This is a genomic window from Pseudoalteromonas sp. 2CM39R, assembly GCF_023161845.1.
Map to the genome: position 1 here is coordinate 117,766 of NZ_JALNTM010000004.1, position 23,139 is coordinate 140,904.

The following is a 23,139-nucleotide window of genomic DNA, read 5'->3' on the forward strand; positions in this document are numbered from 1 at the left end:
ATGACTATATTAATTTTAGGTGCTGGGCAGCTTGCGCGAATGATGAGCCTTGCTGGCGCACCGCTTAATTTAAATGTGGTTGCTTATGATGTTGGCAGCCAACAAATTGTGCACCCGCTAACCAACCAAGTGTATGCAACCACACTTGAGCAAGCTATCAATGATGCAGATGCGATTACCGCTGAGTTTGAACATATCCCCGATGATGTATTAACGCTTTGCTGTAATAGCAATAAGTTTTATCCAGGTAAACAAGCAATAAAAACCGGTGGTGACCGTTCGCTTGAAAAAGCCTTGTTAGATAAAACCAAAGTAGCTTGTGCGCCATACCAACTTATTACTGAAAAAGCGCATCTTGAACAAGCAGTTAAAACATTAGGTAAACCGTTAGTTATAAAAACCTGCCAAGCAGGGTATGACGGCAAAGGCCAGTGGCGTTTAAAATCAGATGATGAGATAAACACTATTTGGGCTGAAATGGCTGACTTTATTGCATCAGGTACAGAGCATGCACCTCATTCAATTATTGCTGAAAAAATGATCCCGTTTGATCGTGAAGTCTCGATTATTGGCGTGCGCGACAAAGAGGGTAACGTTGCAATTTATCCACTTACAGAAAATCAACATACAAACGGTGTATTAACGCTTTCACTAGCCGGTAAAGATAATAGCTTAGTAGAGAGCCAAGCAACCTCGGCGTTTACTCGTATTGCAAATGAGCTTAATTATGTAGGTGTATTGGCCATTGAATTTTTTGATGTTCAGGGCACGTTATTAGTTAACGAAATAGCTCCTCGAGTGCATAACTCAGGGCATTGGACACAGCAAGGTGCTCATTGCTCGCAATTTGAAAACCATATGCGCGCTGTAGCAGGGTTGCCTTTAGGTAATACGCAAATTAAGCATCCGACTGCTATGATCAATGTATTAGGCCAAGCACAAATTCCTACTGATGTTTTAAAAACAGCGGATGTAACCAGTCACTGGTATGGTAAAGGCGTTAAGCCAGGTCGTAAAATGGGGCATATTAATGTCTCGGGTGAGAGTTTACAGCAATTAGGTAACCGCCTAGCTGAACTTACATCATGCTTGCCAGAGCAGGATTACCCAGGCGTATTAGCTACCAGCAAATCTCTATTATAAGTAAAAACTAAGCGATAAGTTGAATTCAATTTATCGCTTTATCTTCTAAAGGTTCTTTTTCAATGATCCATCCAAAGTTTCGTACTATTGTGTTTGCTTTTTTTATGGCATTTTTCATGTCAGGGTTTATGTCATTTGTTATTTCAGTATTTAATGTAGGTATGGTCGAAAATATTGTAGCTATATGGCTTAAAGCCTGGTTATTTGCCTTTTGCATTGCCTTTCCTACAGTTATATTTGTTGCTCCCGTTGTCCATAAACTGACAAATAAACTTATTCGGCCTTAAAATAGTGATTATCACTAAACTGCACAAGCCAACATTTATACTATTACTGGCACTGTGTATGACTCCGTTTATAGGTGCAGGAAGTGCGTTAGTATTAGGCGCCATATTTGCCATTACCTTAGGCAACCCGTTTAGTGAACTTTCTCAAAAAGCCAGTAAGGTAATGCTCAAACTTGCCGTTGTTGGCTTAGGATTTGCTGTTGATTTTAATGAAGTAATTGAGGTAGGTCGCAGCTCTTTAGTATTAACAATTGTCAGTATTACTGCCATAATCGGGCTTGGAGAGATTTTAACCCAGGTTTTTAAGCTTAATCGTAATACAGGCGTGTTAATTTCATTTGGTACCGCTATTTGCGGTGGCAGTGCTATTGCTGCTATGGCACCGGTTATAAAAGCTAAAGACCATGAAGTCGCCGTTGCTTTAGGTATTGTATTTTTACTTAATGGCATGGGATTATTGTTGTTTCCCGCAATTGGGCACTATTTTGAGTTAACCCAACAGCAATTTGGTCTGTGGGCCGCATTAGCCATTCACGATACTAGCAGCGTAGTGGGGGCATCGGCTACTTATGGTGCCGTGGCACTGAGTATTGCCACTACGGTAAAATTGACCCGTGCAATGTGGATCATTCCTTATACAGCGGTTGCGGGAGTGTTTATGCGCTCTGACGAAAAGGCGAGTATTCCTTTATTTATTGTCGGTTTTTTATTAGCCGCATTAATTAATACTTATATGCCGTCGTTTTCATCCACATGGGAACTTATTAATAGTGCGGCTAAGCAATTATTAGTGATGACACTGTTCCTAATTGGCAGTGGTTTGTCATTATCAGTGCTTAAACAAGCAGGCATAAAGCCGTTTTTGATGGCGATTACTTTGTGGGTTATTGTCAGCAGCACTATTTTATTATTAATTATAGATGGATTCATATAATGAAACGTAATCTGAGTATTACAGCAATCAGCAGCGTGTTATTTGCTGTTTTTTCTACCAGCCCTGTATTGGCTGAATCGCTACGCGTAGCAACCTTCAATGTTAGTATGGACGCCACTAATTACACCGCTAAAAATGAACAAGTAAAAAGTGATGCATTGGTAAACGCGCTTCGTTCAGACCACCAGCAAATTAAAAATATTGCTGAAATAATCCAACGTGTCCGCCCAGATGTGGTGTTACTCAATGAGTTTGACTACATTCCAAAAGAGCAAGGTATTGAGTATTTTAAAAGCCACTACTTAAATGTAGGGCAAAATAATCAAGCAGCAATTGATTACCCATACGTTTACATCGCCCCCGTTAATACTGGCTTAGCAACTGAGTTTGACTTAGACAACGATGGTAAAAAAACCGGTGTAATGGGTGATGCACAGGGCTTTGGTTTTTTTGAAGGCCATTATGCAATGGCGTTTTTATCTCGTTATCCAATTGATTTTGACAATATCAGAACCCTGCAAACCTTTAAGCACAAAGATTTACCCAATGTAAAAATGCCGGTTGACCCAAAAACCAATACCAATTGGTATAACGATGCAGAGTGGAATGCTTTACGTTTAAGCTCTAAATCTTTTTGGGATATACCCGTAAAGGTAAACGATAAAGTAGTCCATATGTTAGCGTCGCATCCAACACCGCCTGTGTTTGATGGCGATGAAGACAGAAATGGCATTCGCAACCATGATGAAATTAGGCTCATTGCTGATTACGTTAATAACGAAAGTTACCTCTATGATGATAACGGTAAAAAGGGTGGCCTTGCAGCACAATCCCGATTTGTGATTTTAGGTGACTTAAATGCCACTGCTGAGGGTGATAAAAAGCGCACCAATACAACAGATCAAATACTTAAAAGCCCATTGATTAACGCTGACTTCATTCCAACAAGTGAGGGCGCTAAAGAGCAATACTCACAATCTTATGCTAAAAATTATACCGCTAGCTGGCAAGCACGGGTTGATTACGTTTTGCCTTCAAATTATGGATTAACCATTAAAGATGGCGGTGTATTTTGGCCGAAAAAGCAAAGCGACTTATATCGTTTAATTAAAGATAGAAATGCATCAAGCGACCACCGCATGGTATGGCTTGATTTAACGGTTGAATAAACGGGTTATTCACCCCAATATCAGCGTTGTTTATCTTAAATAATTGCAATTATAAAGGTGCTTCTGCTTAAATATGGTTAATTATAATAACCGTCAAGAAGCACTATGATTTTTAAATTCTCATCTTCTAAAACACTTGTTGCAATCGCTGTTGCATCAAGTGTTATGTTAGCGGGTTGTACCGCAACCTCCACAACTTCTACTGACTCATCTATTCAAACAAATACCACCGTTGCTAATGTTGTTAACACGCCCGCAGATTTGGGCGAATCAAAAATCACCCTTGAACAAGCCATGGCGCATCCTGATTGGATTGGACGCCAGCCACAAAGCGCTTTTTGGAGTGCAGATTCAAGTACCATTATTTATGCGCGTAAGCAGCAAGGTAGTGAGCTAAGAGATTTATTCACTCAAGCTGTAAACTCACAAACAGCAGAGCAAGTGGCACTAGAAAAATTACACCGTGTTGGTTCAAGTAAAGCTGTTTTTTCTAACGATAAATCACTTCAAGCTTATGTGTTTGAGGGTAACGTATTTATCAAAAACGTAAAGTCAGGCGTAATTAAACAAATTACGCAAAGCTCTGCTACTGAGTCAAAACCACAGTTTTTAAACGATGGTAACTTAGCGTATCGTCAGGGTAATATCTTTTTCAAAGTGGATTTAACCACAGGTTTAACCCGCGAAATAGCCAATTTAAAACTCGCTGACAAACCACAAGGCGTAAAAGAACCATCAACTTATATTGCCAAAGAGCAACATAAGCTTATTGATTACATTGCACTGCAGCACAAAAATAAACAAGATAAGCATGCGCGTAAAGAGCAAGTAAAAGCTAATAACAGCTCAATTGCTAACACTCATTATTATTTAGGCGATGGCAACACGGTTGATGAAGCCGAGCTTTCTCCAAATGGCGATGCGTTAATTGTAGTCGTACAAGAAAAAAGCTCATGGCGTGGTGAAGGCGATATTATGCCTAATTACATCACTGATGATGCGACGATAGAGCCTAAAAAAGTTCGCCGCCGCGTAGCTGATTCTAAAGAGCAAACTTCTGAGCTTGTTTATATTAACCTTGCAGATCAAAGCCAAACCACATTAGGGTTCAATACTTTACCTGGTTTTGATGAAGATGTACTTGCTGAGGTTAAAAAAGAAAACTACGCCCGTGAAGGCAAAACCTATAAATCTAAAAAACAGCCTCGTGGTATTAACGTTATTTCAGATTGGGGTTGGAATCAATCACCTATTAGCTGGAACGATGATGGTAGCCAAGTAGCTATTATGCTTGAAGCATGGGATAACAAAGATCGTTGGTTAGCCACTGTAGATTTTGAAAATAACAAACTTGTCTCTCAACATCGTTTACATGACGATGCGTGGATTGCCTATGCCTTTAACGACTTTGGTTGGTTAAATAATTCCACTACCTTGTATTACTTATCTGAAGAATCGGGCTATAGCCAGCTTTATAAAAAGCCACTCGATGGTAAAGCGACTGCGCTAACCATGGGTAAATTTGAAGTATCTAATTTAACCCTCACTGATGACAATAACGCTATTTACTATAAAGCGAATGTTGAGCATCCTGGTCTTTACGAAATTTACCGTGTAAACCCACAAACAGGTGTTAGTGAGCAAGTAACAGACTTAAACGGCATGACGGATTACACCTTAAGCCCAGATCAGTCTAAGTTATTATTAAGACACTCTAAAATCACAATGCCCACTGAGCTTTATGTGGCTGAGGCTAAAGCAAACACAACCGCAACTCGTTTAACTAACACGGTATCTGAGACGTTTTTAGCTAAAAAACTCACGGCGCCTAAAATTGTTGCTGTGCCTTCAAGCCATACAGATCAGCCAATATACGCCAAAGTTTATTACCCGGCTGATTACCAAGAAGGTGAAACAGGTAAAAACCGTAAAGCGGTTATTTTTAACCACGGTGCCGGTTACCTGCAAAATTCACACATGGGTTGGTCTGGTTACTTTCGCGAATTTATGTTTCATTCATTACTTGCCGATGAAGGTTACGTAGTGATGGATATGGATTACCGTGCTTCTAAAGGTTATGGCCGTGATTGGCGTACTGCTATTTACCGTCAAATGGGAACACCTGAAACACAAGATTTAGCTGACGGCGTAAAATGGATGGCTGAAAATGCCAACGTTGATACCCAAGCGGTAGGTACTTATGGTGGCTCATACGGTGGATTTATGACCTTTATGGCGTTATTTACCGCGCCAGATTTGTTTCAATCAGGAGCGGCGCTTCGCCCTGTGACTGATTGGGCACATTACAACACAGGCTATACCGCTAACATTTTGAATCACCCAGATGTTGACCCAATAGCTTATGAGCGTAGTTCACCTATTTACTATGCTGAAGGGCTTAAAAAGCATTTATTAATTAATGCGCCTATGGTTGATGATAATGTGTTCTTTCAAGATTCAGTGCGTTTAGTGCAGCGTTTAATAGAACTTGAGAAAGAAAACTTTGAAACAGCAATCTTCCCAGTAGAGCCGCATGGTTTTGTGCAGCCTTCGAGCTGGTTAGACGAATACCGTCGTATTTATAAGTTGTTTAAAGAAACACTATAAATAGCGGCAAATTAATAAAAAACGCCACAATGTGGCGTTTTTTTATTCTTTATTTCTGCTGATGAATTGAATAATTAAAGGAGCGCCTAACAATACGCCACCAATTGCGCCTATTAAATGTGCATCAACAGCCACCGTTGAGTTGATCAATGTGCCTATATCAGCATTAGGGCCATTTACTTGCTCTGCAATCAATTTTACCCACACACCAATAAACAACACATAACCCGATTTAAGTCCAACAGTGACATCCTTTATCGCTCCCCAAATAATCACGCCATGCAATAGGGCACTAAGCCCTGTGTAAATTGTAATTGCGGGACAAAACCAAAAAACACCTAAGCCACACCACATTGCCAATGTGGCAATATTAAAACTATATCTGCTTGGGGATGTGTACTCACCATGCAATAACCAAATAAGCGCTATACCGGCACAATTCAACCCTAAGTGCACCCAATTGGCGTGTACAAATTGGCTGGTAAACAAACGCCACAGTTGGCCTTGTTCAATCAGTTGACGATTAAATTCAAGTTCGTTGTTTATCCCCAGCCATGCTAAGAACGTACTTAATACGATTAAACATAACGGAGGGAAAACATAGCGCGGCTGAAGAGGTAAATTAAGCATTTAGCGATCATTTTTATATTTATTTTTGCATATTGTGCCTGTTTAACTTTAAGATGCCAATTATCTTCCATGTAATTTAAGTTTATTAAGTGATTATGAATTTTAAGCTCAACTGTTTATTCGCACTGACTCTAAGTGCTTTGTCTTTTCCTTTGTTTGCACAAAACGCTAGCACAATTGAAACACGTGAACCTGAAGCGGCCACAGGTGTTGTACATAAGCAATTAGTGGCTGGCGATAAGTACATGGTAGCCGCCGCTAATCCGTATGCTTCACAAGCAGGTAAAGCCATTTTAGCGCAAGGCGGCAGTGCGGTTGATGCCGCTATTGCCACCCAATTAGTACTTACATTAGTTGAACCGCAATCATCAGGTATTGGCGGTGGTACGTTTATGATGTATTACAATAAAGCTAATAATAAACTCACCAGCTTTGATGGCCGTGAAACCGCGCCGAGTAATGCCGATGAAAACCTGTTTTTAAATAAACACGGCAACGCAGTAAAATGGATTGAAGCGGTTGTAGGTGGGCGCTCTGTAGGCGTACCCGGTATTTTACATGCATTTGCCAGCGCTCATAAACAGTATGGCACCTTACCTTGGGCTAGCTTATTTAAACCTGCAATTACCCTTGCTGAGCAAGGGTTTGAAGTATCGCCTCGATTACATGGGTTACTGGTTAGGCAACTAAACCCAGGCGTAATGAGTATGCCGGTGATTAATGAGTATTTTTTCCCTAATGGCAAAGTAATTGAAGTAGGTAGTATTAAAAAAAATCAGCCATTGGCTAATTTATATAAAGATATTGCTTCAAAAGGAATAGATGCGTTTTACAAAGGCGATAACGCTAAAGCCATGGTAAAAGCGGTGCAAAAATCAAAAATCTCGCCTGGTAAATTATCTGTGCAAGACCTTGCTAATTACAGCAGTAAAGAGCGTGCACCCGTTTGTATAAAATATCGAGTGTATAATGTGTGCTCTATGGCGCCTCCTAGCAGTGGTGGTGTTGCAGTGCTACAAATTTTAGGTTTGCTTGAACACAAAGACATGGCTAGCATAAAAGCCAATAGCCCAGAGGCAATTCATTACTTTAGCCAAGCCTCACGTATTGCGTTTGCCGATCGTAATAAATACATTGGCGACCCTGACTTTACCCAAGTACCTACTCAAGAGTTATTAAATAAAGACTATATTGCCACCCGCGCGAAATTAATTACTGAAAAAGATCAAAAAGCATTGCCAGGTAACCCTGTTGATTACTTAAGCTATGCAAACGATGATTCTTTTGAATTGCCGTCTACATCGCATGTATCGATTGTGGATAGCAAAGGAAACGCTGTTTCAATGACCAGCTCTATTGAAATGGCGTTTGGCTCAACAGTGATGGTTAATGGTTATATTTTAAATAATCAGCTGACTGATTTTTCACTTTCACCACGTAAAAATGGCAAATTGGTGGCTAACAGGGTCGAAGCACATAAACGTCCGCGTAGCTCAATGTCACCGGTGATGGTATTTAACCAAGATGGCAGCTTACGTTTGGTGGTGGGCTCTCCTGGTGGGAGTCGTATTATTGATTATGTAGCGCAAGTGGTTATTGGTGTTCTAGATTGGGATTTAAATGCCCAACAAGCCATTAATCTACCGCGTACTACTAATCGTAATGATTATACTAGCCTTGAGAAAGGTACTGAGCTTGAAGCGCTTGTACCGGAGCTTGAAGAGCGCGGCCATGATGTACGTGTTATTGACCTAAACTCAGGCTTGCATGCGGTAGAAGTAAAAAACAACCGTTTGTATGGCGCTGCCGATCCGCGCAGAGAAGGGATGGCGTTATCTGATTTAAGTAATAATAAAGCCTCATTTAAATTTTAAACCATGTATAATAAACAGCAGGTTTGCTGCCTGCTGTTTTAAATGTAACAGATTAATAGTTAATAACTATTTGGTTGAAAATAGCATGTTAACTAACGTAAAAAAATTAGCAAACCTAAACATAATTGGCACTGTTGTAACCATTAAACAAAGCACGCACATTATTTAATGCGCGTTTAACGTTTTAAACCCACATCAGGCAGCTAACATATTCACCAAATATGAGTGGCTTTATACTAAAGTAGCGCTTGTATTTGTACATTTTCAATGGTCTGACAAGCTTAAATGTCATTGCAATTTAGCCTTTAACAATGATAATGGCAGATCATTATTTAAGATTCAGTAAAGCTTGGAAATATGACTACAAATACCGATCCAAATTATCTTTATATTCCTTATTCTGGCCCAGGCCTAATTGAAACCCCATTATTGAATAAAGGAAGTGCATTTAGCCAAAAAGAGCGTGAAAACTTTAATCTTGCTGGTTTACTTCCACCTCGTTACGAAACAATAGAAGAGCAAGTTGAGCGTTGTTACCAACAGTACTCAAGTTTTAATGACAACTTAAATAAGCACATTTATTTACGTGCCATTCAAGACAATAACGAAACGCTTTACTACCGTTTGGTACGCGATCATATTGAAGAAATGATGCCTATTATTTACACCCCAACGGTGGGTGATGCCTGTGAGAAGTTTTCTGATATTTATCGCAGTGCACGTGGTTTGTTTATTTCTTATGAAGATCGCTTTCAAATTGACGATATTTTACGTAATGCCACTAAAGGTAAAGTTAAAGTTATCGTGGTTACCGATGGCGAACGTATTTTAGGCTTGGGCGACCAAGGTATTGGCGGTATGGGTATCCCAATCGGTAAGCTTTCTTTGTACACCGCCTGTGGTGGTATTAGCCCAGCGTACACATTACCGGTTATGCTTGATGTAGGTACCAATAACGAAAAACTATTAAACGACCCAATGTACATGGGTGCTCGACATAAGCGTATTGCGCAAGATGAGTACGATGAGTTTTTAGATTTATTCATTAAAGCGGTTAAGCGTCGTTGGCCAAGCGTGTTACTGCAATTTGAAGACTTTGCACAACCAAATGCTATGCCATTATTAAAGCGTTACCGTAATGAAATTTGTAGCTTTAATGATGACATTCAAGGTACTGCATCGGTTACTGTGGGGTCTTTATTAGCAGCTTGTCGTGTTAAAGGCGCTAAACTTTCAACTCAAAAAGTTGTGTTTGTAGGCGCAGGATCTGCAGGCTGTGGTATTGCTGAACAAATTGTTAGCACTATGGTGGCCGAAGGTATCAGTGAAGCACAAGCTCGCAGCCAAGTATTTATGGTTGACCGTTTTGGTTTATTAACTGATGGCATGGAAGGCTTACGCGACTTCCAACAAATGTTAGCGCAACCAACGAGCTGCCTAGCCGATTGGACTTACAGCGGCGAATACGCGTCATTATTAGATGTAATGCACTGTGCAGAACCAGATATTTTAATTGGTGTATCAGGTCAACCGGGCTTATTCACTGAGCAAGTTATTCGCGCTATGCACGCAAACTGTGAAGCACCTATTATTTTCCCGTTAAGTAATCCATCTAAACAGGTAGAAGCTTACCCAGAAGATGTTATTAAATGGACTGATGGTAAAGCGATTGTAGCTACAGGTAGCCCATTTGAGCCTGTTGTTTATAACGGCGTTACTTACCCAATTCCTCAATGTAATAACAGCTACATTTTCCCAGGTATTGGCTTAGGTGTAATTGCTGCTAAAGCAACGCGTATTACCGATGCGATGCTAATAATGTCGAGTGAAATGTTGGCAGAGTCATCACCATTAGCTAATACGGGCAAAGGTAGCTTATTACCTGCGCTAACAGAAATTGAAACACTAAGTAAACGTATTGCATTTGCAGTCGCTAAAAAAGCAATTGAAGAGGGCGTTGCTCTTGAAATTTCAGATGATGCTCTGTGGGCAGCCATCGACAGAAACTACTGGTTACCGAAGTATCGTAACTACAAGCGTTGCAGCATTTAATGCTTCATTACTAAAAAACAGGCTTTTGCCTGTTTTTTTATGCTTGTTCATCTGCAATTAACCACATAAGGTGTTAACTAAGGCAATCAATTTAAAAGGATAGACCTATGAAAACACTTTCGATTTTAACGGCTGCTTTGCTAAGCACGTCAGCCTATGCAACTAATGCCCCTGAAGAGCCTCATATCTATGTAAAAGGTGAAGCATCGGTAACGACTATGCCAGATCATGTTTTATTAACAGTGGGTATTACGGAAATAGATAAAAACTTAATTGCCGCAAAAAAACAAACTGATACTACGATGGCCAGTGCAATTAGTTTAGTAAAAAAACTAGGCGTAGCTGATGCAGATATTAATGCTGGTCAAATCTCAATCTATCGTGATAATCAATATAACCGCGAAACAGGTAAGCAAGAGTTTACCGGGTTTAAAGTATCCAGAACGCTTACAATTAAACTCTCTGCGATTAATAAATACCCTGAGCTTTTACAAAGTTTAGTTAATAACGGTATTAATGAAATTAGACAGACGCAGTTTTTAGCGAGCAACTATGATGAGCTGCACAAAAAAGCACAAAAATTAGCTATTAAACAAGCTAAAGCAGCGGCAAAAGAGTTAACTGATGATTTTGATGTTGAATTGAAAGGCTTATATAGTGCGTCTTTAAGTCCGCTTGATATGCCATCAGTACCTTACATGCGCAGTGAAAAAGTAATGATGGCTGATGGTGCACCGAGTAACTATGTACCCGATGCATATCATGCTGGTGAAATTACAATAAGCGCATCAAGTTACGCAATTTATTATATTGATTAAGCTTTTATAGGTGGGTGGCGCTCAAATCGTGCCACCAACTGCTTTCCTTGTGACTCACTAATACGCACAATGGCATACAGCATATTACTAATCTCTTGACGATCGTATTCGTTAACTATGTGCTGATTAATATCATCAACAATGGCATTTAAATAATTAAACACACTGTTTCGTGCATCCACATTCTTATTAGCAATAAATAAAATATTTTTAAATGCTTCAATAACGTTAGTCATTACATAGGCATCGGCTTTTGCATAATTGCGTAAAGGGGTGAAGTTATCATGAAGTAGTTCATCAAAACTGGTTTCATGAAAGTACAACAATGGTTGCTCATCTTTTTCATAGCATGAATAATTTATTGCATTAATCTTTAGTCGTTCTATTAATAATATACTCAACATATCAATAGATTTAACGGCAGTACCCGGATCGTTTATTCCTGGGCTCATAGCTTTTACGGCAATTTCTGATATTTGTGTTAACCCATAGCGGTAATGGTCGCTAATGTATTCTTCTATATAAAAAATAAAGCAATCTAAAATTTTCTCAATTAACTCTTCGTTCTCAGATATGTCCTTATTACACTTTAAAAACGGGTAACCTTTAACTGTAAAATAACCTTGCTTAACCGTAATAAACAGCTCAATATTTTCATCTGCTAGTAGGGCACATAATTTATTAGAATGAACCCCTTTGTAGTAACCCTCGGTTGTACTGTTTATTGAATGCCAGTTTGAAAACTCGGGAAAGTTATCAACGGGGTTTTCGTCTTGCATATTGATAATGTCTTGAATTTCTTTTTTTGTTTGCCTAAACAAGCCATTTAATACGTTATCTACTTGTATTGCTTTTGAAATAGAATGAATAAAAAATACAAATAACCCTAAAGATATTAATCCAAAAACAAGCGCAAACAACACGCCAAGAGCAGGAATAGCGGTATTACCATTATCGAGTTTGTTGATATTTATCAGCATTATTATTGAATAAATAATACTACCCAAATAAAAACCTAAAACCATTTGGTGTGATTTACGGGTAATGAGCCCAGGAACAACTCGAGGTGATAAGCTAGCACTGGCTGAATTTAATACCACCATCACCATAGAAAAGCTAAATACGGTTAACGAAATAATGCTGCCAGCGAGGGTGCTTAAAATGGTACGTGCGTTTTCTGCGCTATCAACTAATATAAATGAAATTAGTGATTTAAGTTTCTCAATAGGGGCTAAGTACTCGACTGACATCGTCAGCACAGCAAAAAATAAAAAAGCAACAGATAATAAAGAGGGATAAAACCCAATACTGTTAATTATTTCGCGGTAGCTATTGGTTATTTTTGTTCTTAAATACATATTATCCTTACTTATTACGATACCAATCTATAAATCACTCTAGCATATTTGATACTAAAGTAAGTGATTTTACAGCTTAAGTTATGTGTTATTATTGCTTAAAAATTTAATGGAAAAATACTGTGATTATATCGAGTTATGCGGCTTTACTGGCACTATATTATATTTACCTGAGTATTAATGTTGTAAAAATACGCAAGGCTGAAGGCATTTCACTTGGTAATGGGAGTCATCCTGAGCTTGAACGTGCAACTCGAGCTCATGGGAATTTTATTGAGTATGTACCAATTAGCCTAATTTTACTGTTCTTATTAGAGTATCAAGGCTTAGCAAGTCATTATATGCATGCACTTGGCGGTTTGCTATTTATAAGCCGTGCACTTCATGGCTTAGCTATTAGAACTAACAATTTGAAAGCACGTGTATTAAGTATGATGATGACATTTGCTATTCTTTTTGTAAGTTCCTTAATTTTATTGTTAAGTCGTTAAATAAAGATGCGATTCGCTATTGTTTTTATAAGCTTATGTTTTGCCACTTCGTTGGCGTCATTTGTAGGGGCAATAGAAAATGACAATAGCAATCAAAGTATTGATGGTTTAAATTATGTTTATCCTAAAACGATGCGAGTTGGTGAAGATGAAATTCTTTATCCGTTAGTTTTATTGAGAACGGCCTTACAATACAGCGGCGCAAAATATACATTAAAAGCATCGAGTATTTCTATGCCTCAAAGCCGCTCATTAAAACAAATTATACATAATGATGAAGTCAACGTTGCATGGACCATGACTTCACAGCAGCGAGAAAAAGAGCTATTGCCCGTAAGAGTGCCTATTTTTAAAGGTTTATACGGGTGGCGTTTACTTGTCACTACACAGAATAAACAAAAAAAATTATCAAGCTTAAAAAAAATTGATGACTTTAAAGGTATCCACTTTATTCAAGGTCACGACTGGCCAGATACTCAAGTTTTATTAGATAGTGGATTAACGGTATCAACATCAATTGAATACAGTTCATTATTTAATATGTTAATAAAAGGCAGAGGAGATGTATTTCCTCGATCGTTGCTTGAGGTTGAAACGGAGCTAAATACCTTTAAAGGTGATGCAAAACTTACAACTCTTCCTCAGTTAATACTGCAATACCCAAGTGCAATTTACTTCTTTTTTAGTAAAGATACGCCCGAGTTGGCCTATGCAGTTGAAAATGGCTTAGCGGTCATGCGTAAAAATGGCGAGTTTGACCGCTTATTTAATGCGTATCATCGCAGTGCCATTGAGCACGCAGATATTAAAAACAAGATTATTATTAGATTAGAAAACAAAAACTTACCCTTATTAACACCACTTGATAATACTTCACTTTGGTTTTCAGAAAAAGACATGTAAAACCCCATGAAACAAAAAATATTTATTATTGGCTTACCGCGAACCGGTACCACCAGTGTATGTAATGCATTTTTACATTTTGGTATACCAACTGCTCATACTGCATACACTACCGCCTGTTTTGATAATGCGGTCGCAATTGCAGACACCCCCATATTTAACGATTTTAAAGTATTAGATAAATACTATCCTGGCGCAAAATTTATATATTTAGAGCGAGAGCTTACTGCATGGATACCATCAATAAGACAGCTTTTACAGCGAATGCACACTAATTTAACCCGTGCAGATGGTGGCTTTAACATTCATTTAAAGCGCTGTTATTTAAATACATTTAAAGACTTTTCACTAGAGAATATAAATAACGACCAGTATTTAACTGATTGTTATAACGTACACATTAATAAAGCTAAGGCTTATTTTAGTAATCGAGAACAAGATTTTTTAGCGATAGATATAGCTAAACCTAACAGTTTTAGTCAGCTTTGTGATTTTTTAAGTATTACCTCTGAGTTAAATGGCTTTGAAAAAATGAATATGGGGGGTAAGGTCACCGCGTGGAATGATATAAAACATCCATTAAAAATTGAATCGACAGCGAAAGGGCGGATAGATAAATTTTTACCTTATGAGAGACAAATTTAAACCGCGAGCAAAGATTTTTATTTTTAAATACGCTAAAATCCACGCATTATTTTATAAGTTGTATCCATATGTTTGAATTAAAATACCACACACCATTTGAATGGACCGAAGTTGTTTTAGCCGACTTTGAAACTTTTTTACAAGACCACGCTGCTGCTGAAAAAAAAGCATCGGGCATGGCTATGTCTATGCTTTCACATTACCCTGATAAGCGTAAATTAGTTAAAGCCATGACTGACTTAGCCTTAGAAGAGTTAATTCATTTCAAGCAAGTGCTGAAATTACTCATTGAGCGTGATACTAATTTAGGTGACGATAAAAAAGACCCTTACATTAAACAAATTCGCGCACACTTTAGACATGGACGCGATGGATTTTTAATGGATAGGCTACTCGTTGGCGGTGTAATTGAGGCGAGGGGACACGAACGTTTTTCTTTAGTTGCCGAAGCCTTACCAGAAGGAAAAGAAAAAGATTTTTATGTTGCGATAGCCAAGTCTGAAGAAAAACATAAAAACCTATTTGTTGAACTTGCTTACGAATACTTTGATAAACAAGAAGTTGATGATCGTTTAGAAGAGTTATTAATAATAGAAGCAGAAATTTGTAAAAATATACCATTTACTGCTGCTCTACATTAATACCTAACCACGGCATGTTGACATCAAGTTAGCATGCCAATATAAGTACTTCCCTCTATTGTTATGAAAAATATTGTTTAATAACGCATAACTAGATCAACTTTACTGCACTTAGTTAACACTGCCTAACAATAAACAGCTATTATCATTTTAATGTATAGCTTGCTTTAAGGACGTGAACCGATGCAACCAATTAATCATATTGCCGTGCTTACCTCTGGAGGTGATGCTCCAGGGATGAACACCGCTTTATTTGCCATCGTAAAAACCGCTCAACAACAAGGCATAAAAGTGTCAGGCGTTCGAAAAGGATATGAGGGTTTAATTGATAATGATTTAGTGACACTTGATTGTAAAAGCCTGCAACAGAGTATGCACTTGGGCGGTACCGTTTTAAAAACCGCACGTAGTGAAAGGTTTAGAACTGAGACAGGTAGACAGCAAGCTTTAGCTACAATTGAACATAATAATATTGATGCCTTAATTGTCATAGGTGGCGATGGCTCTTTTAGAGGCTGTTTATGGTTATCACACATAACCAATATCCCTTATATTGGTATTCCCGGCACCATAGATAACGATATTGCAGGCACAGACTACACCTTAGGATTTGATACGGCAGTAAACACATCAATGCAATGTATTGATAATATTAGAGATACAGCAGAATCTCATAATAGGGTGTTTGTTATTGAAGTTATGGGGCGTGATTCCGGATATATTGGCACTTATGCCGGTTTAACCTCTGGTGCCGATTCAGTATTGATCCCTGAAAATGACAAAGATATCGATGATTTATTGCTAAAGATTAGCGATTATCATAGCGAACACGCATTTATCGTGGTGGTATCTGAAGGCGATGAAAATGGTGTTGAATATGTATGTGAAAAAATAACTGCCGTAAATCCAAGTATAGATTTACGTGTAACCAAGCTAGGGCACTTACAGCGCGGCGGAAACCCATCGGCTGCGGATCGTATGCTAGCAATAAGATTAGGCGTACACAGTGTTAAGGCTTTATGTGCTGGAGAAAGCGCTAAAATGGTGGGTATTTTAAATAATCAAGTTTCAAATACTCCTATGCAAGATGTTGTAAAACAACATGTTATAAATGAAGAGCTGCAAGGGCTGTTATCTGTATTTTGCCGCTAACGACTAATTAAGTAGGAGTAATGAACAATGCGAGATAATAAAAACTATAAAATGACAATTATTAAAGGTATTTCAATAAGTTTATTATTAGCCGGTTCAACAGTCGTATTGGCCAAAGATGATTGTGCAGATTTAACGGGATGTGCGAAAAAAGCCTGTGAAGTTAACCTCGAGTTATTAGCTTCAAAACGCCAAGGTAATTCACACAAAGTTGCAGGTCTCAATAAAGCACTTAATAACTTAAACGCATATTGTACCAATGATGGATTAAAAGCAGAGTTACAACAAAAAATAGATGATACAAACTCAGAAATTGAAGAATATAAAATCGATCTTAAAAAAGCTAAGCGCCAAGGTAAGCATGACAAAGTTGAAAAGTATCAGCAAAAGCTAAACGACGAAACTAAACAGCTTAAGCAATTAATGATGAGCTAAATAGTTTGGTTGATTAAAATGTCATTACAGAGTTTTTATATTTAATAAAGTAGAGCATTTTATTGAATATAAATATTATGCGATAAAAGGGCTAAAATACCGTGTTTGTAAGTGACCTAATTGCCGACAGTTAGTTTGATTAAGTATACTTCTACCGTATTTAACATAATATAAATTATAGGCAGTAGTATTTAAGTGCATGCGTGGCGCTCTATTTTAATAACTTCAAGCTCACTAAGTCCAATACTAGACGGTATCGGACATTAAGTGTATTTAAACGACTATTACGGTAATTCATAGTTATCACCTTGAGGTTCCTTAATGCTTAGCTTAATATTAAATCACAAGCCGTAAAAAATGTTGAAGTATTCATATGGAATTTGTACGCCCACTCGAACCAATTTTAATTATTGATGATGTTAAACAAATCCGTGCTGACTTAAGCCAAGTGTTAGCCGGCTTAGGTTTTGATGACATTATTGAGTGTGATAATTTTGATTGTGCTAAACCCTTACTTAGCGAAAAATCACCCAACGTTATATTTTTAGATGTTGATTTACCTGATTCTGAAAGCATCGAAATTTTAGAGTCGATTAATAACGAGCACCCATATGCTCATGTGGTTATGTGCTCAGGCCATAATAGTTTTGAGACCGTACAAAATACTTGGGAACTTGGCGCAAAAGAATTTATAGCCAAGCCTTTCAACGCGCAAAAAGTTGATGCCGTAATGAAACGTTTAGAACTGATAGATTAAAGGACATTATGCAGCACCTAGTTACCACTATTATTGATGACCTATCTACCGTTATATTTGGCAAGCAACAACAAATAAAATTAGCATTAACCTGTTTGTTTAGTGAAGGTCATTTACTAATTGAAGACTTACCAGGTATGGGTAAAACCACTTTATCGCATGCATTAGCTGCTGTTTTGGGTTTGTCGTATCAGCGTATTCAATTTACTAGCGATTTATTACCCGCTGATATTATTGGTACCAATATTTTTAATAATAAAGAACACAGTTTTTCATTTCATAAAGGCCCAATTTTTAGCCAAGTAGTACTTGCTGATGAGATAAATCGTGCGGGTCCTAAAACCCAAAGTGCGTTATTAGAAGCCATGGAAGAACAACAAGTGACCGTAGATGGAGAAAAGTACCCGCTCCCTACTCCGTTTTTTGTTATTGCTACTCAAAACCCTTTATATCAAGCAGGAACTTATCCGCTGCCAGAATCGCAATTAGATCGTTTTTTAATGCGTATAAGCTTAGGCTTTCCACCTAAAAACGCTGAAAAAAGATTACTATTAAACAATCAAAAGCGCGATTACTCCCAATTACCACAGCGAATTAACCAGCAACAACTTAAACAAATACAAGAATCTATAGCTAATATTACGCTAAGTGCTCCGGTTATTGATTATATAATTGAATTAGTGACTTACACACGTGAGACTCAATCGTTAGCTGCTTCGCTTTCACCAAGAGCCAGTATGGCGCTGGCAAAATCTGCAAGGGCATGGGCCTATATTGAAGGTCGAGACTTTGTTCTACCTGAAGATGTACAAGCGGTATTTTCTAGTGTGTGCCAGCACCGATTAGGTTTGTATAGTGAGTCTGGCAACAACCAAATTGCAGACATTTTAAAACATGTTTTAGTGCCCGTTTAGATCAATGGGTATTTTAAAATTAAAACGCCCTACTTTTATTCATGCTATAAAAAGTACAATTTTAACGACCTTATTAAAAAATAAGCACAAAAAAAACAGCATCACTTTAACGCATAATACTATTTATGTTTTGCCTTCCACACTGGGTGTATATTTTACGATTGTTGCACTATTAAATTTTGTAATGGGAATTAATTATCAAAATAATTTAATACTGTTTATGGCGTATTTAATGTTTGTGATTATTATTTTTGCCTTGTTGTTAGGTTATAGCAACGCAAAAGGCTTAACTGTCAGCTTTAAAAATACTATTGAGAATTTTGTGCCACAGCCACCTCAATTAGTGTGGCAAATAAAATCAAACGACACATGTCAGTCAATCACCTTAAGTTATCCCAATAATTTTGAACACACCTGCTATATAGAGAGTGTTAAAGCCGATACCATACAATGCCAGTTACCATTGCCTTATTTAAAGCGCGGTCGCTATTCATTAAAACCAATAAAAATTGCGAGTAATTATCCATTTGGTTTGGTGAGTGTATGGAGCTATATTCAACCAAATCATACCGTTTATGTTTACCCTTCAATTATTAAAACACCAAATCAAAAACAATTAAGCCAAATGACTGCTAATGATGATGAAGGAGCTGAAAAACATCTAGGCGATGATGAGTTTGAAAGTCTAATCAATCACTTACCAGAAATGGGATTGCAGCGAGTTTCGTGGAAACACTACGCAAAAACTCAGCAATTATTAGTAAAACAATTTAGTGATTTTAAATCTGCCGATACACAATTTGACTTTAATTTAATGACAGGCGATACCGAGCAACGCTTAGGGCAATTGTGTTACCTATTATGCCAAGCGTTTGAAAGCGGCATTAATTACTCATTGAAATTGCCTAATAAATCCATAGAAAATGGATCAGGTAAGCTTCATCTGCAACGCTGCTTACAAGCCTTAAGTAATGTAGGCGCTGATTATGAATGAGATAAAAAATCAACGCGTTATAAATTTTTCTCTGTCATTTATTTACTTAGGTTTAGTGAGCTTTTTTATAGAACACTTGCCCCTACCCTTTATTATTATGCTTAGCGTGTTATGTGGTTGGAATATTTATTTAACTCTTAAACACAAACAAAAACCCAATGCGTGGTTAGCAAACGGACTCGCTGTAGTAGCATTAATTATTATGCTAAGCAGTATTGGCTTTAAAGATACTGTGGTGCTGTTTGTTGCCATGCTTTTGCTGTCATGCGTTTTTAAATTGCTGCAAGCAAAAACAAAGCAGCATTATCAATTGATCATCACCCTCACTTTCTTTTCACTCTCAGCAGTGTATTTGTTTAGCCAAACTATTTTTACCACTTTAATTATTAGTACGCTGTATATTTTAAATTTTGCTGTACTTGGGTTACTTGAATCTAGTCATAGTTTAAAACTGTCATCAAAACAAAGTGCTAAAATAATATTTCTGGCTTTTCCTTTGGCAGTTGTACTCTTAATATTTTTACCAAAACTCCCTGCATTTTGGCAATTACCTGGCCCTAAAATGGCGCAAACAGGCCTATCTGAACAAGTAGACCCATTTGATATAGCTAAATTATCAAACTCCGATGAATTGGTTTTTAGAGCGAAGTTTGATAATAATTCAACCACGCCCCCTTATTACTGGCGCGCTATTGTACATGATGAATTTGACGGTAAAGCTTGGAAAACATCTTCATTTTTAAAGCAAGCAATGATGTTACCAAGCCAAAATAGCAGCAATGGAAACACCACTCAATACTCAATAATTGCTGAGCCAGCAATGGCTGATTGGTTATATGGGCTTGGCTATGCCAGTAGTAACAATGAAAATGTAGTTTCCAATTCAGTGGGTTTACTGCGTAAAAAACAATATAAATCCAAAGTGTTACAATATTCTGTTAGTACTAAACCATTATCGACTAAGAAGCTTAATAGCGTAGAGCAGCGTTTTTATAAAACGCTTACTGTGAGTAATAACCAAAAAAGTTATCAACTGGCGCAACAGTTAAAAAACAGAAGTTCTAACGCTGATGAGCTTTTTAATAAACTGTTAGATTATTTTTCGCAAAATAGTTTCAGTTACACTCTTACGCCAACACCTATGCACGGTGATGATACGCTTGATCAATTTATGTTTAATAATAAACGTGGCTTTTGTGGTCATTATGCCAGTGCAGCTGCCTTTATTTTTAGAAGTGCTGGTTTACCAGCGCGGGTAGTTAGCGGATATTTAGGCGGAGAGCATAATCAAAACAATGACTATATTACCGTTAGTCAATACGATGCGCATGCTTGGGTTGAGGTATATACTAATGCAGGCTGGAGAATATTTGATGCAACAGCGGTTGTTGCGCCCGAACGATTAAATGGTTCTTTATCACAGAGTGCTGCATTAAATGATGAATTTAAAAATAATATTAATTTTGGTTTAGTTAGCTTAAGTAATTATGCTGCCATAAACTGGCTTCGCCTTGAATTAGAAAACCTCGATTATCAATGGTCTAGTTGGGTGCTGGGATTTGATAAAAATAAACAACAAGATTTATTAGCGTCCCTATTTGGTAACACTTATGTTTGGTTAGTACCGCTTGGGGTTATTATTGTTTTAATTTTAAGTTTTAGTGCTTATTTTATTTATATAAACCGCCCCAAGGCAACAACAAAACAACCTCCGCTGGTAAAAGAGTATTATCAAATACTCAGTTGGGCTAATAAGCACACTATAAACTACCCTGAAAATGCTACGCCTATTCAAACATTACAACACATTAGTCAACAAGCCCCCTATGCAGAGCAACAAATAACCGCCTTTTGTCACTTATTTGAGCAAGTGCGCTATGCGAGGCAACCATTTACCAAAGAACGTAAAAATCAGGCTAAAGATCTGATAAAATTAATTAAATCTATAAAACAGAGAAATCTATGAACGCAGTTATTATAGGCGTTATTTTAATGCTTGGACTCACTTTGGTCCGCGTAAATGTGATTGTTGCAATGACAATAAGTGCGCTTGTTGCCGGATTAACCGCAGGCATGGGCTTAAAAGAAAGTATTGATGCTTTTAATTCTGGCTTATCATCAGGCGCCGAAATTGCTTTAAGCTATGCGATGCTAGGTGCATTTGCCGTCGCTATCTCTAAGTCAGGCTTAACGCGTATTTTGGCCGCTAAGTTACTCGCTAAAGTAAATGCTCAAACAGGCTCTAGTGAAACCATATTAAGCTACTTTATTCTGTTTATTATTTTGATTTGTGCTATCTCTTCTCAAAACTTGGTGCCGGTGCATATCGCTTTTATTCCCATTTTGATCCCGCCGCTGCTTGTTGTGTTTAATAAACTGCGATTAGATAGACGTGCCATTGCTTGTATTTTAACCTTTGGTTTAGCCACCTCGTATATGGTGCTGCCGTATGGTTTTGGGGGTATTTATTTATACTCAATATTACATAAAAATCTAGTTGATAATGGCCTTGAGATTGTTAATACCAGTGTCCCTTTAGCAATGATAATTCCAGCTATTGGTATGTTTGTCGGCTTGTTGATTGCCCTATTTATTAGTTATCGAAAACGCCGCGAATACACAAGCACAGCATTAACAGTTCAAAGCCAACAAGCTGATGTTGAAAACCCAAAAAAGGTAATGCTGGTTGGTTTATTTGCCGTGCTTGCTTCTCTGATCGCTCAAAATGCCAGTGGCTCAATGATATTAGGTGGCCTAGTCGGGGTGGTTATATTTAGTGTATTTGGTGTGGTTAAGTGGGAAGAAAACGGCGACGTATTTAGTAAGGGTGTTGCCATGATGGCAATGATTGGTTTTATTATGATTTCTGCGCAAGGTTTTGCTGCTGTAATGAAAGAAACCGGACACGTTGCTAGCCTAGTCCATAGCAGCGCCGCCATTTTTGACGGTAATAAACCCATAGCAGCTGCAGTAATTTTATTAGTCGGCTTATTTATAACCATGGGCATTGGTAGTTCATTTTCGACTGTGCCTATAATTGCCACCTTATTTGTGCCTTTATGTTTAGAGCTAAACTTTTCTGTAATGGCAACCGCTGCACTTGTTGGTACGGCTGGCGCATTAGGTGATGCCGGCTCCCCTGCCTCTGACTCTACTCTAGGGCCGACATCAGGACTTAATGCTGACGGACAACACGACCACATTTGGGATTCGGTTGTGCCAACCTTTATTCACTTTAATATTCCGTTATTGGTGTTTGGCTGGATAGCCGCTATGGTTTTATAGTTATTTAAAGGCGTGCATTGCACGCCTTTTTATTAGTCTCATTTATTACT

The 23,139-nt window shown here is 37.9% G+C and carries 21 protein-coding genes; 19 read left to right on the forward strand and 2 right to left on the reverse strand.

The window, feature by feature from the left end:
• The 5 genes from MTF66_RS10935 to MTF66_RS10955 all read left to right on the forward strand — a co-directional run bounded on the left by MTF66_RS10935 (position 1) and on the right by MTF66_RS10955 (position 6,140).
• Positions 1-1,143, forward strand: a complete 1,143-nt coding sequence (locus MTF66_RS10935; RefSeq protein ID WP_248527234.1) for a 5-(carboxyamino)imidazole ribonucleotide synthase — start codon at positions 1-3, stop codon at positions 1,141-1,143.
• A gap of 62 nt (positions 1,144-1,205) precedes the next feature.
• On the forward strand, positions 1,206-1,430 hold the full coding sequence (locus tag MTF66_RS10940) for a DUF2798 domain-containing protein (protein ID WP_308199949.1): 225 nt from the start codon (positions 1,206-1,208) through the stop codon (positions 1,428-1,430).
• A 4-nt stretch (positions 1,431-1,434) separates the two neighbouring features.
• On the forward strand, positions 1,435-2,364 hold the full coding sequence (locus MTF66_RS10945; RefSeq protein ID WP_248527235.1) for a putative sulfate exporter family transporter: 930 nt from the start codon (positions 1,435-1,437) through the stop codon (positions 2,362-2,364).
• The gene (locus MTF66_RS10950; protein WP_248527236.1) at positions 2,364-3,533 is read left to right on the forward strand and encodes an endonuclease/exonuclease/phosphatase family protein; all 1,170 of its coding nucleotides are present in this window, start codon (positions 2,364-2,366) and stop codon (positions 3,531-3,533) included. Before MTF66_RS10945 ends, MTF66_RS10950 begins: the two co-directional genes overlap by 1 nt.
• 105 nt (positions 3,534-3,638) lie before the next feature.
• Positions 3,639-6,140 (forward strand): prolyl oligopeptidase family serine peptidase, encoded by a 2,502-nt coding sequence (locus MTF66_RS10955; RefSeq protein ID WP_248527237.1) that lies wholly within the window; start codon positions 3,639-3,641, stop codon positions 6,138-6,140.
• Between the two features lie 42 nt (positions 6,141-6,182).
• Here the strand turns inward: MTF66_RS10955 and rrtA are convergent, their stop codons facing one another.
• Entirely contained in the window at positions 6,183-6,770 is a 588-nt protein-coding gene (gene rrtA / locus MTF66_RS10960; protein ID WP_248527238.1) for a rhombosortase, read from the reverse strand.
• A gap of 95 nt (positions 6,771-6,865) precedes the next feature.
• Here rrtA and ggt point away from each other — a divergent pair, with 95 nt between their 5' ends.
• The 3 genes from ggt (at position 6,866) to MTF66_RS10975 (ending at position 11,514) form a co-directional block, all read left to right on the forward strand.
• Complete coding sequence (gene ggt / locus MTF66_RS10965; RefSeq protein ID WP_248527239.1) at positions 6,866-8,644, forward strand: gamma-glutamyltransferase; 1,779 nt, start codon at positions 6,866-6,868, stop codon at positions 8,642-8,644.
• Positions 8,645-9,001: 357 nt separating this feature from the next.
• The gene (locus MTF66_RS10970) at positions 9,002-10,696 is read left to right on the forward strand and encodes an NAD-dependent malic enzyme (RefSeq protein ID WP_010389997.1); all 1,695 of its coding nucleotides are present in this window, start codon (positions 9,002-9,004) and stop codon (positions 10,694-10,696) included.
• A gap of 107 nt (positions 10,697-10,803) precedes the next feature.
• The gene (locus tag MTF66_RS10975) at positions 10,804-11,514 is read left to right on the forward strand and encodes an SIMPL domain-containing protein (RefSeq protein ID WP_010389996.1); all 711 of its coding nucleotides are present in this window, start codon (positions 10,804-10,806) and stop codon (positions 11,512-11,514) included.
• Here the strand turns inward: MTF66_RS10975 and MTF66_RS10980 are convergent.
• Complete coding sequence (locus tag MTF66_RS10980) at positions 11,511-12,872, reverse strand: DUF2254 domain-containing protein (protein ID WP_248527240.1); 1,362 nt, start codon at positions 12,870-12,872, stop codon at positions 11,511-11,513. The genes MTF66_RS10975 and MTF66_RS10980 overlap by 4 nt on opposite strands.
• A 122-nt stretch (positions 12,873-12,994) precedes the next feature.
• On the opposite strand from MTF66_RS10980, the gene MTF66_RS10985 reads away from it, so the two are divergent.
• The 11 genes from MTF66_RS10985 (at position 12,995) to MTF66_RS11035 (ending at position 23,089) form a co-directional block, all read left to right on the forward strand.
• Positions 12,995-13,363, forward strand: coding sequence for an MAPEG family protein (locus MTF66_RS10985; RefSeq protein ID WP_248527241.1), 369 nt, complete (start codon positions 12,995-12,997; stop codon positions 13,361-13,363).
• A 6-nt stretch (positions 13,364-13,369) separates the two neighbouring features.
• Positions 13,370-14,266, forward strand: a complete 897-nt coding sequence (locus MTF66_RS10990; RefSeq protein ID WP_055012148.1) for a transporter substrate-binding domain-containing protein — start codon at positions 13,370-13,372, stop codon at positions 14,264-14,266.
• A 6-nt stretch (positions 14,267-14,272) separates the two neighbouring features.
• Entirely contained in the window at positions 14,273-14,911 is a 639-nt protein-coding gene (locus tag MTF66_RS10995) for a sulfotransferase (RefSeq protein ID WP_248527242.1), read from the forward strand.
• Between the two features lie 68 nt (positions 14,912-14,979).
• A complete protein-coding gene (locus tag MTF66_RS11000) occupies positions 14,980-15,552 on the forward strand; it encodes a tRNA-(ms[2]io[6]A)-hydroxylase (RefSeq protein WP_008114635.1) in 573 nt (190 codons plus the stop codon).
• A gap of 183 nt (positions 15,553-15,735) precedes the next feature.
• Positions 15,736-16,704, forward strand: coding sequence for an ATP-dependent 6-phosphofructokinase (locus tag MTF66_RS11005; protein ID WP_248527243.1), 969 nt, complete (start codon positions 15,736-15,738; stop codon positions 16,702-16,704).
• Positions 16,705-16,731: 27 nt separating this feature from the next.
• Positions 16,732-17,139 (forward strand): DUF1090 domain-containing protein, encoded by a 408-nt coding sequence (locus tag MTF66_RS11010; RefSeq protein WP_248527244.1) that lies wholly within the window; start codon positions 16,732-16,734, stop codon positions 17,137-17,139.
• 373 nt (positions 17,140-17,512) lie between these two features.
• Complete coding sequence (locus MTF66_RS11015; RefSeq protein ID WP_055012203.1) at positions 17,513-17,896, forward strand: response regulator; 384 nt, start codon at positions 17,513-17,515, stop codon at positions 17,894-17,896.
• 8 nt (positions 17,897-17,904) lie between these two features.
• Complete coding sequence (locus MTF66_RS11020) at positions 17,905-18,810, forward strand: MoxR family ATPase (protein WP_248527245.1); 906 nt, start codon at positions 17,905-17,907, stop codon at positions 18,808-18,810.
• 4 nt (positions 18,811-18,814) lie between these two features.
• Positions 18,815-19,804 carry a DUF58 domain-containing protein gene (locus tag MTF66_RS11025; protein ID WP_374237093.1) on the forward strand — a complete coding sequence of 330 codons (990 nt, stop codon included), beginning with the start codon at positions 18,815-18,817 and terminating at the stop codon, positions 19,802-19,804.
• Complete coding sequence (locus MTF66_RS11030) at positions 19,797-21,770, forward strand: DUF3488 and transglutaminase-like domain-containing protein (RefSeq protein ID WP_248527247.1); 1,974 nt, start codon at positions 19,797-19,799, stop codon at positions 21,768-21,770. The genes MTF66_RS11025 and MTF66_RS11030 overlap by 8 nt, the downstream gene beginning before the upstream one ends.
• On the forward strand, positions 21,767-23,089 hold the full coding sequence (locus tag MTF66_RS11035) for a Na+/H+ antiporter family protein (protein ID WP_010389979.1): 1,323 nt from the start codon (positions 21,767-21,769) through the stop codon (positions 23,087-23,089). The genes MTF66_RS11030 and MTF66_RS11035 overlap by 4 nt, the downstream gene beginning before the upstream one ends.
• Positions 23,090-23,139: the final 50 nt, after the last annotated feature.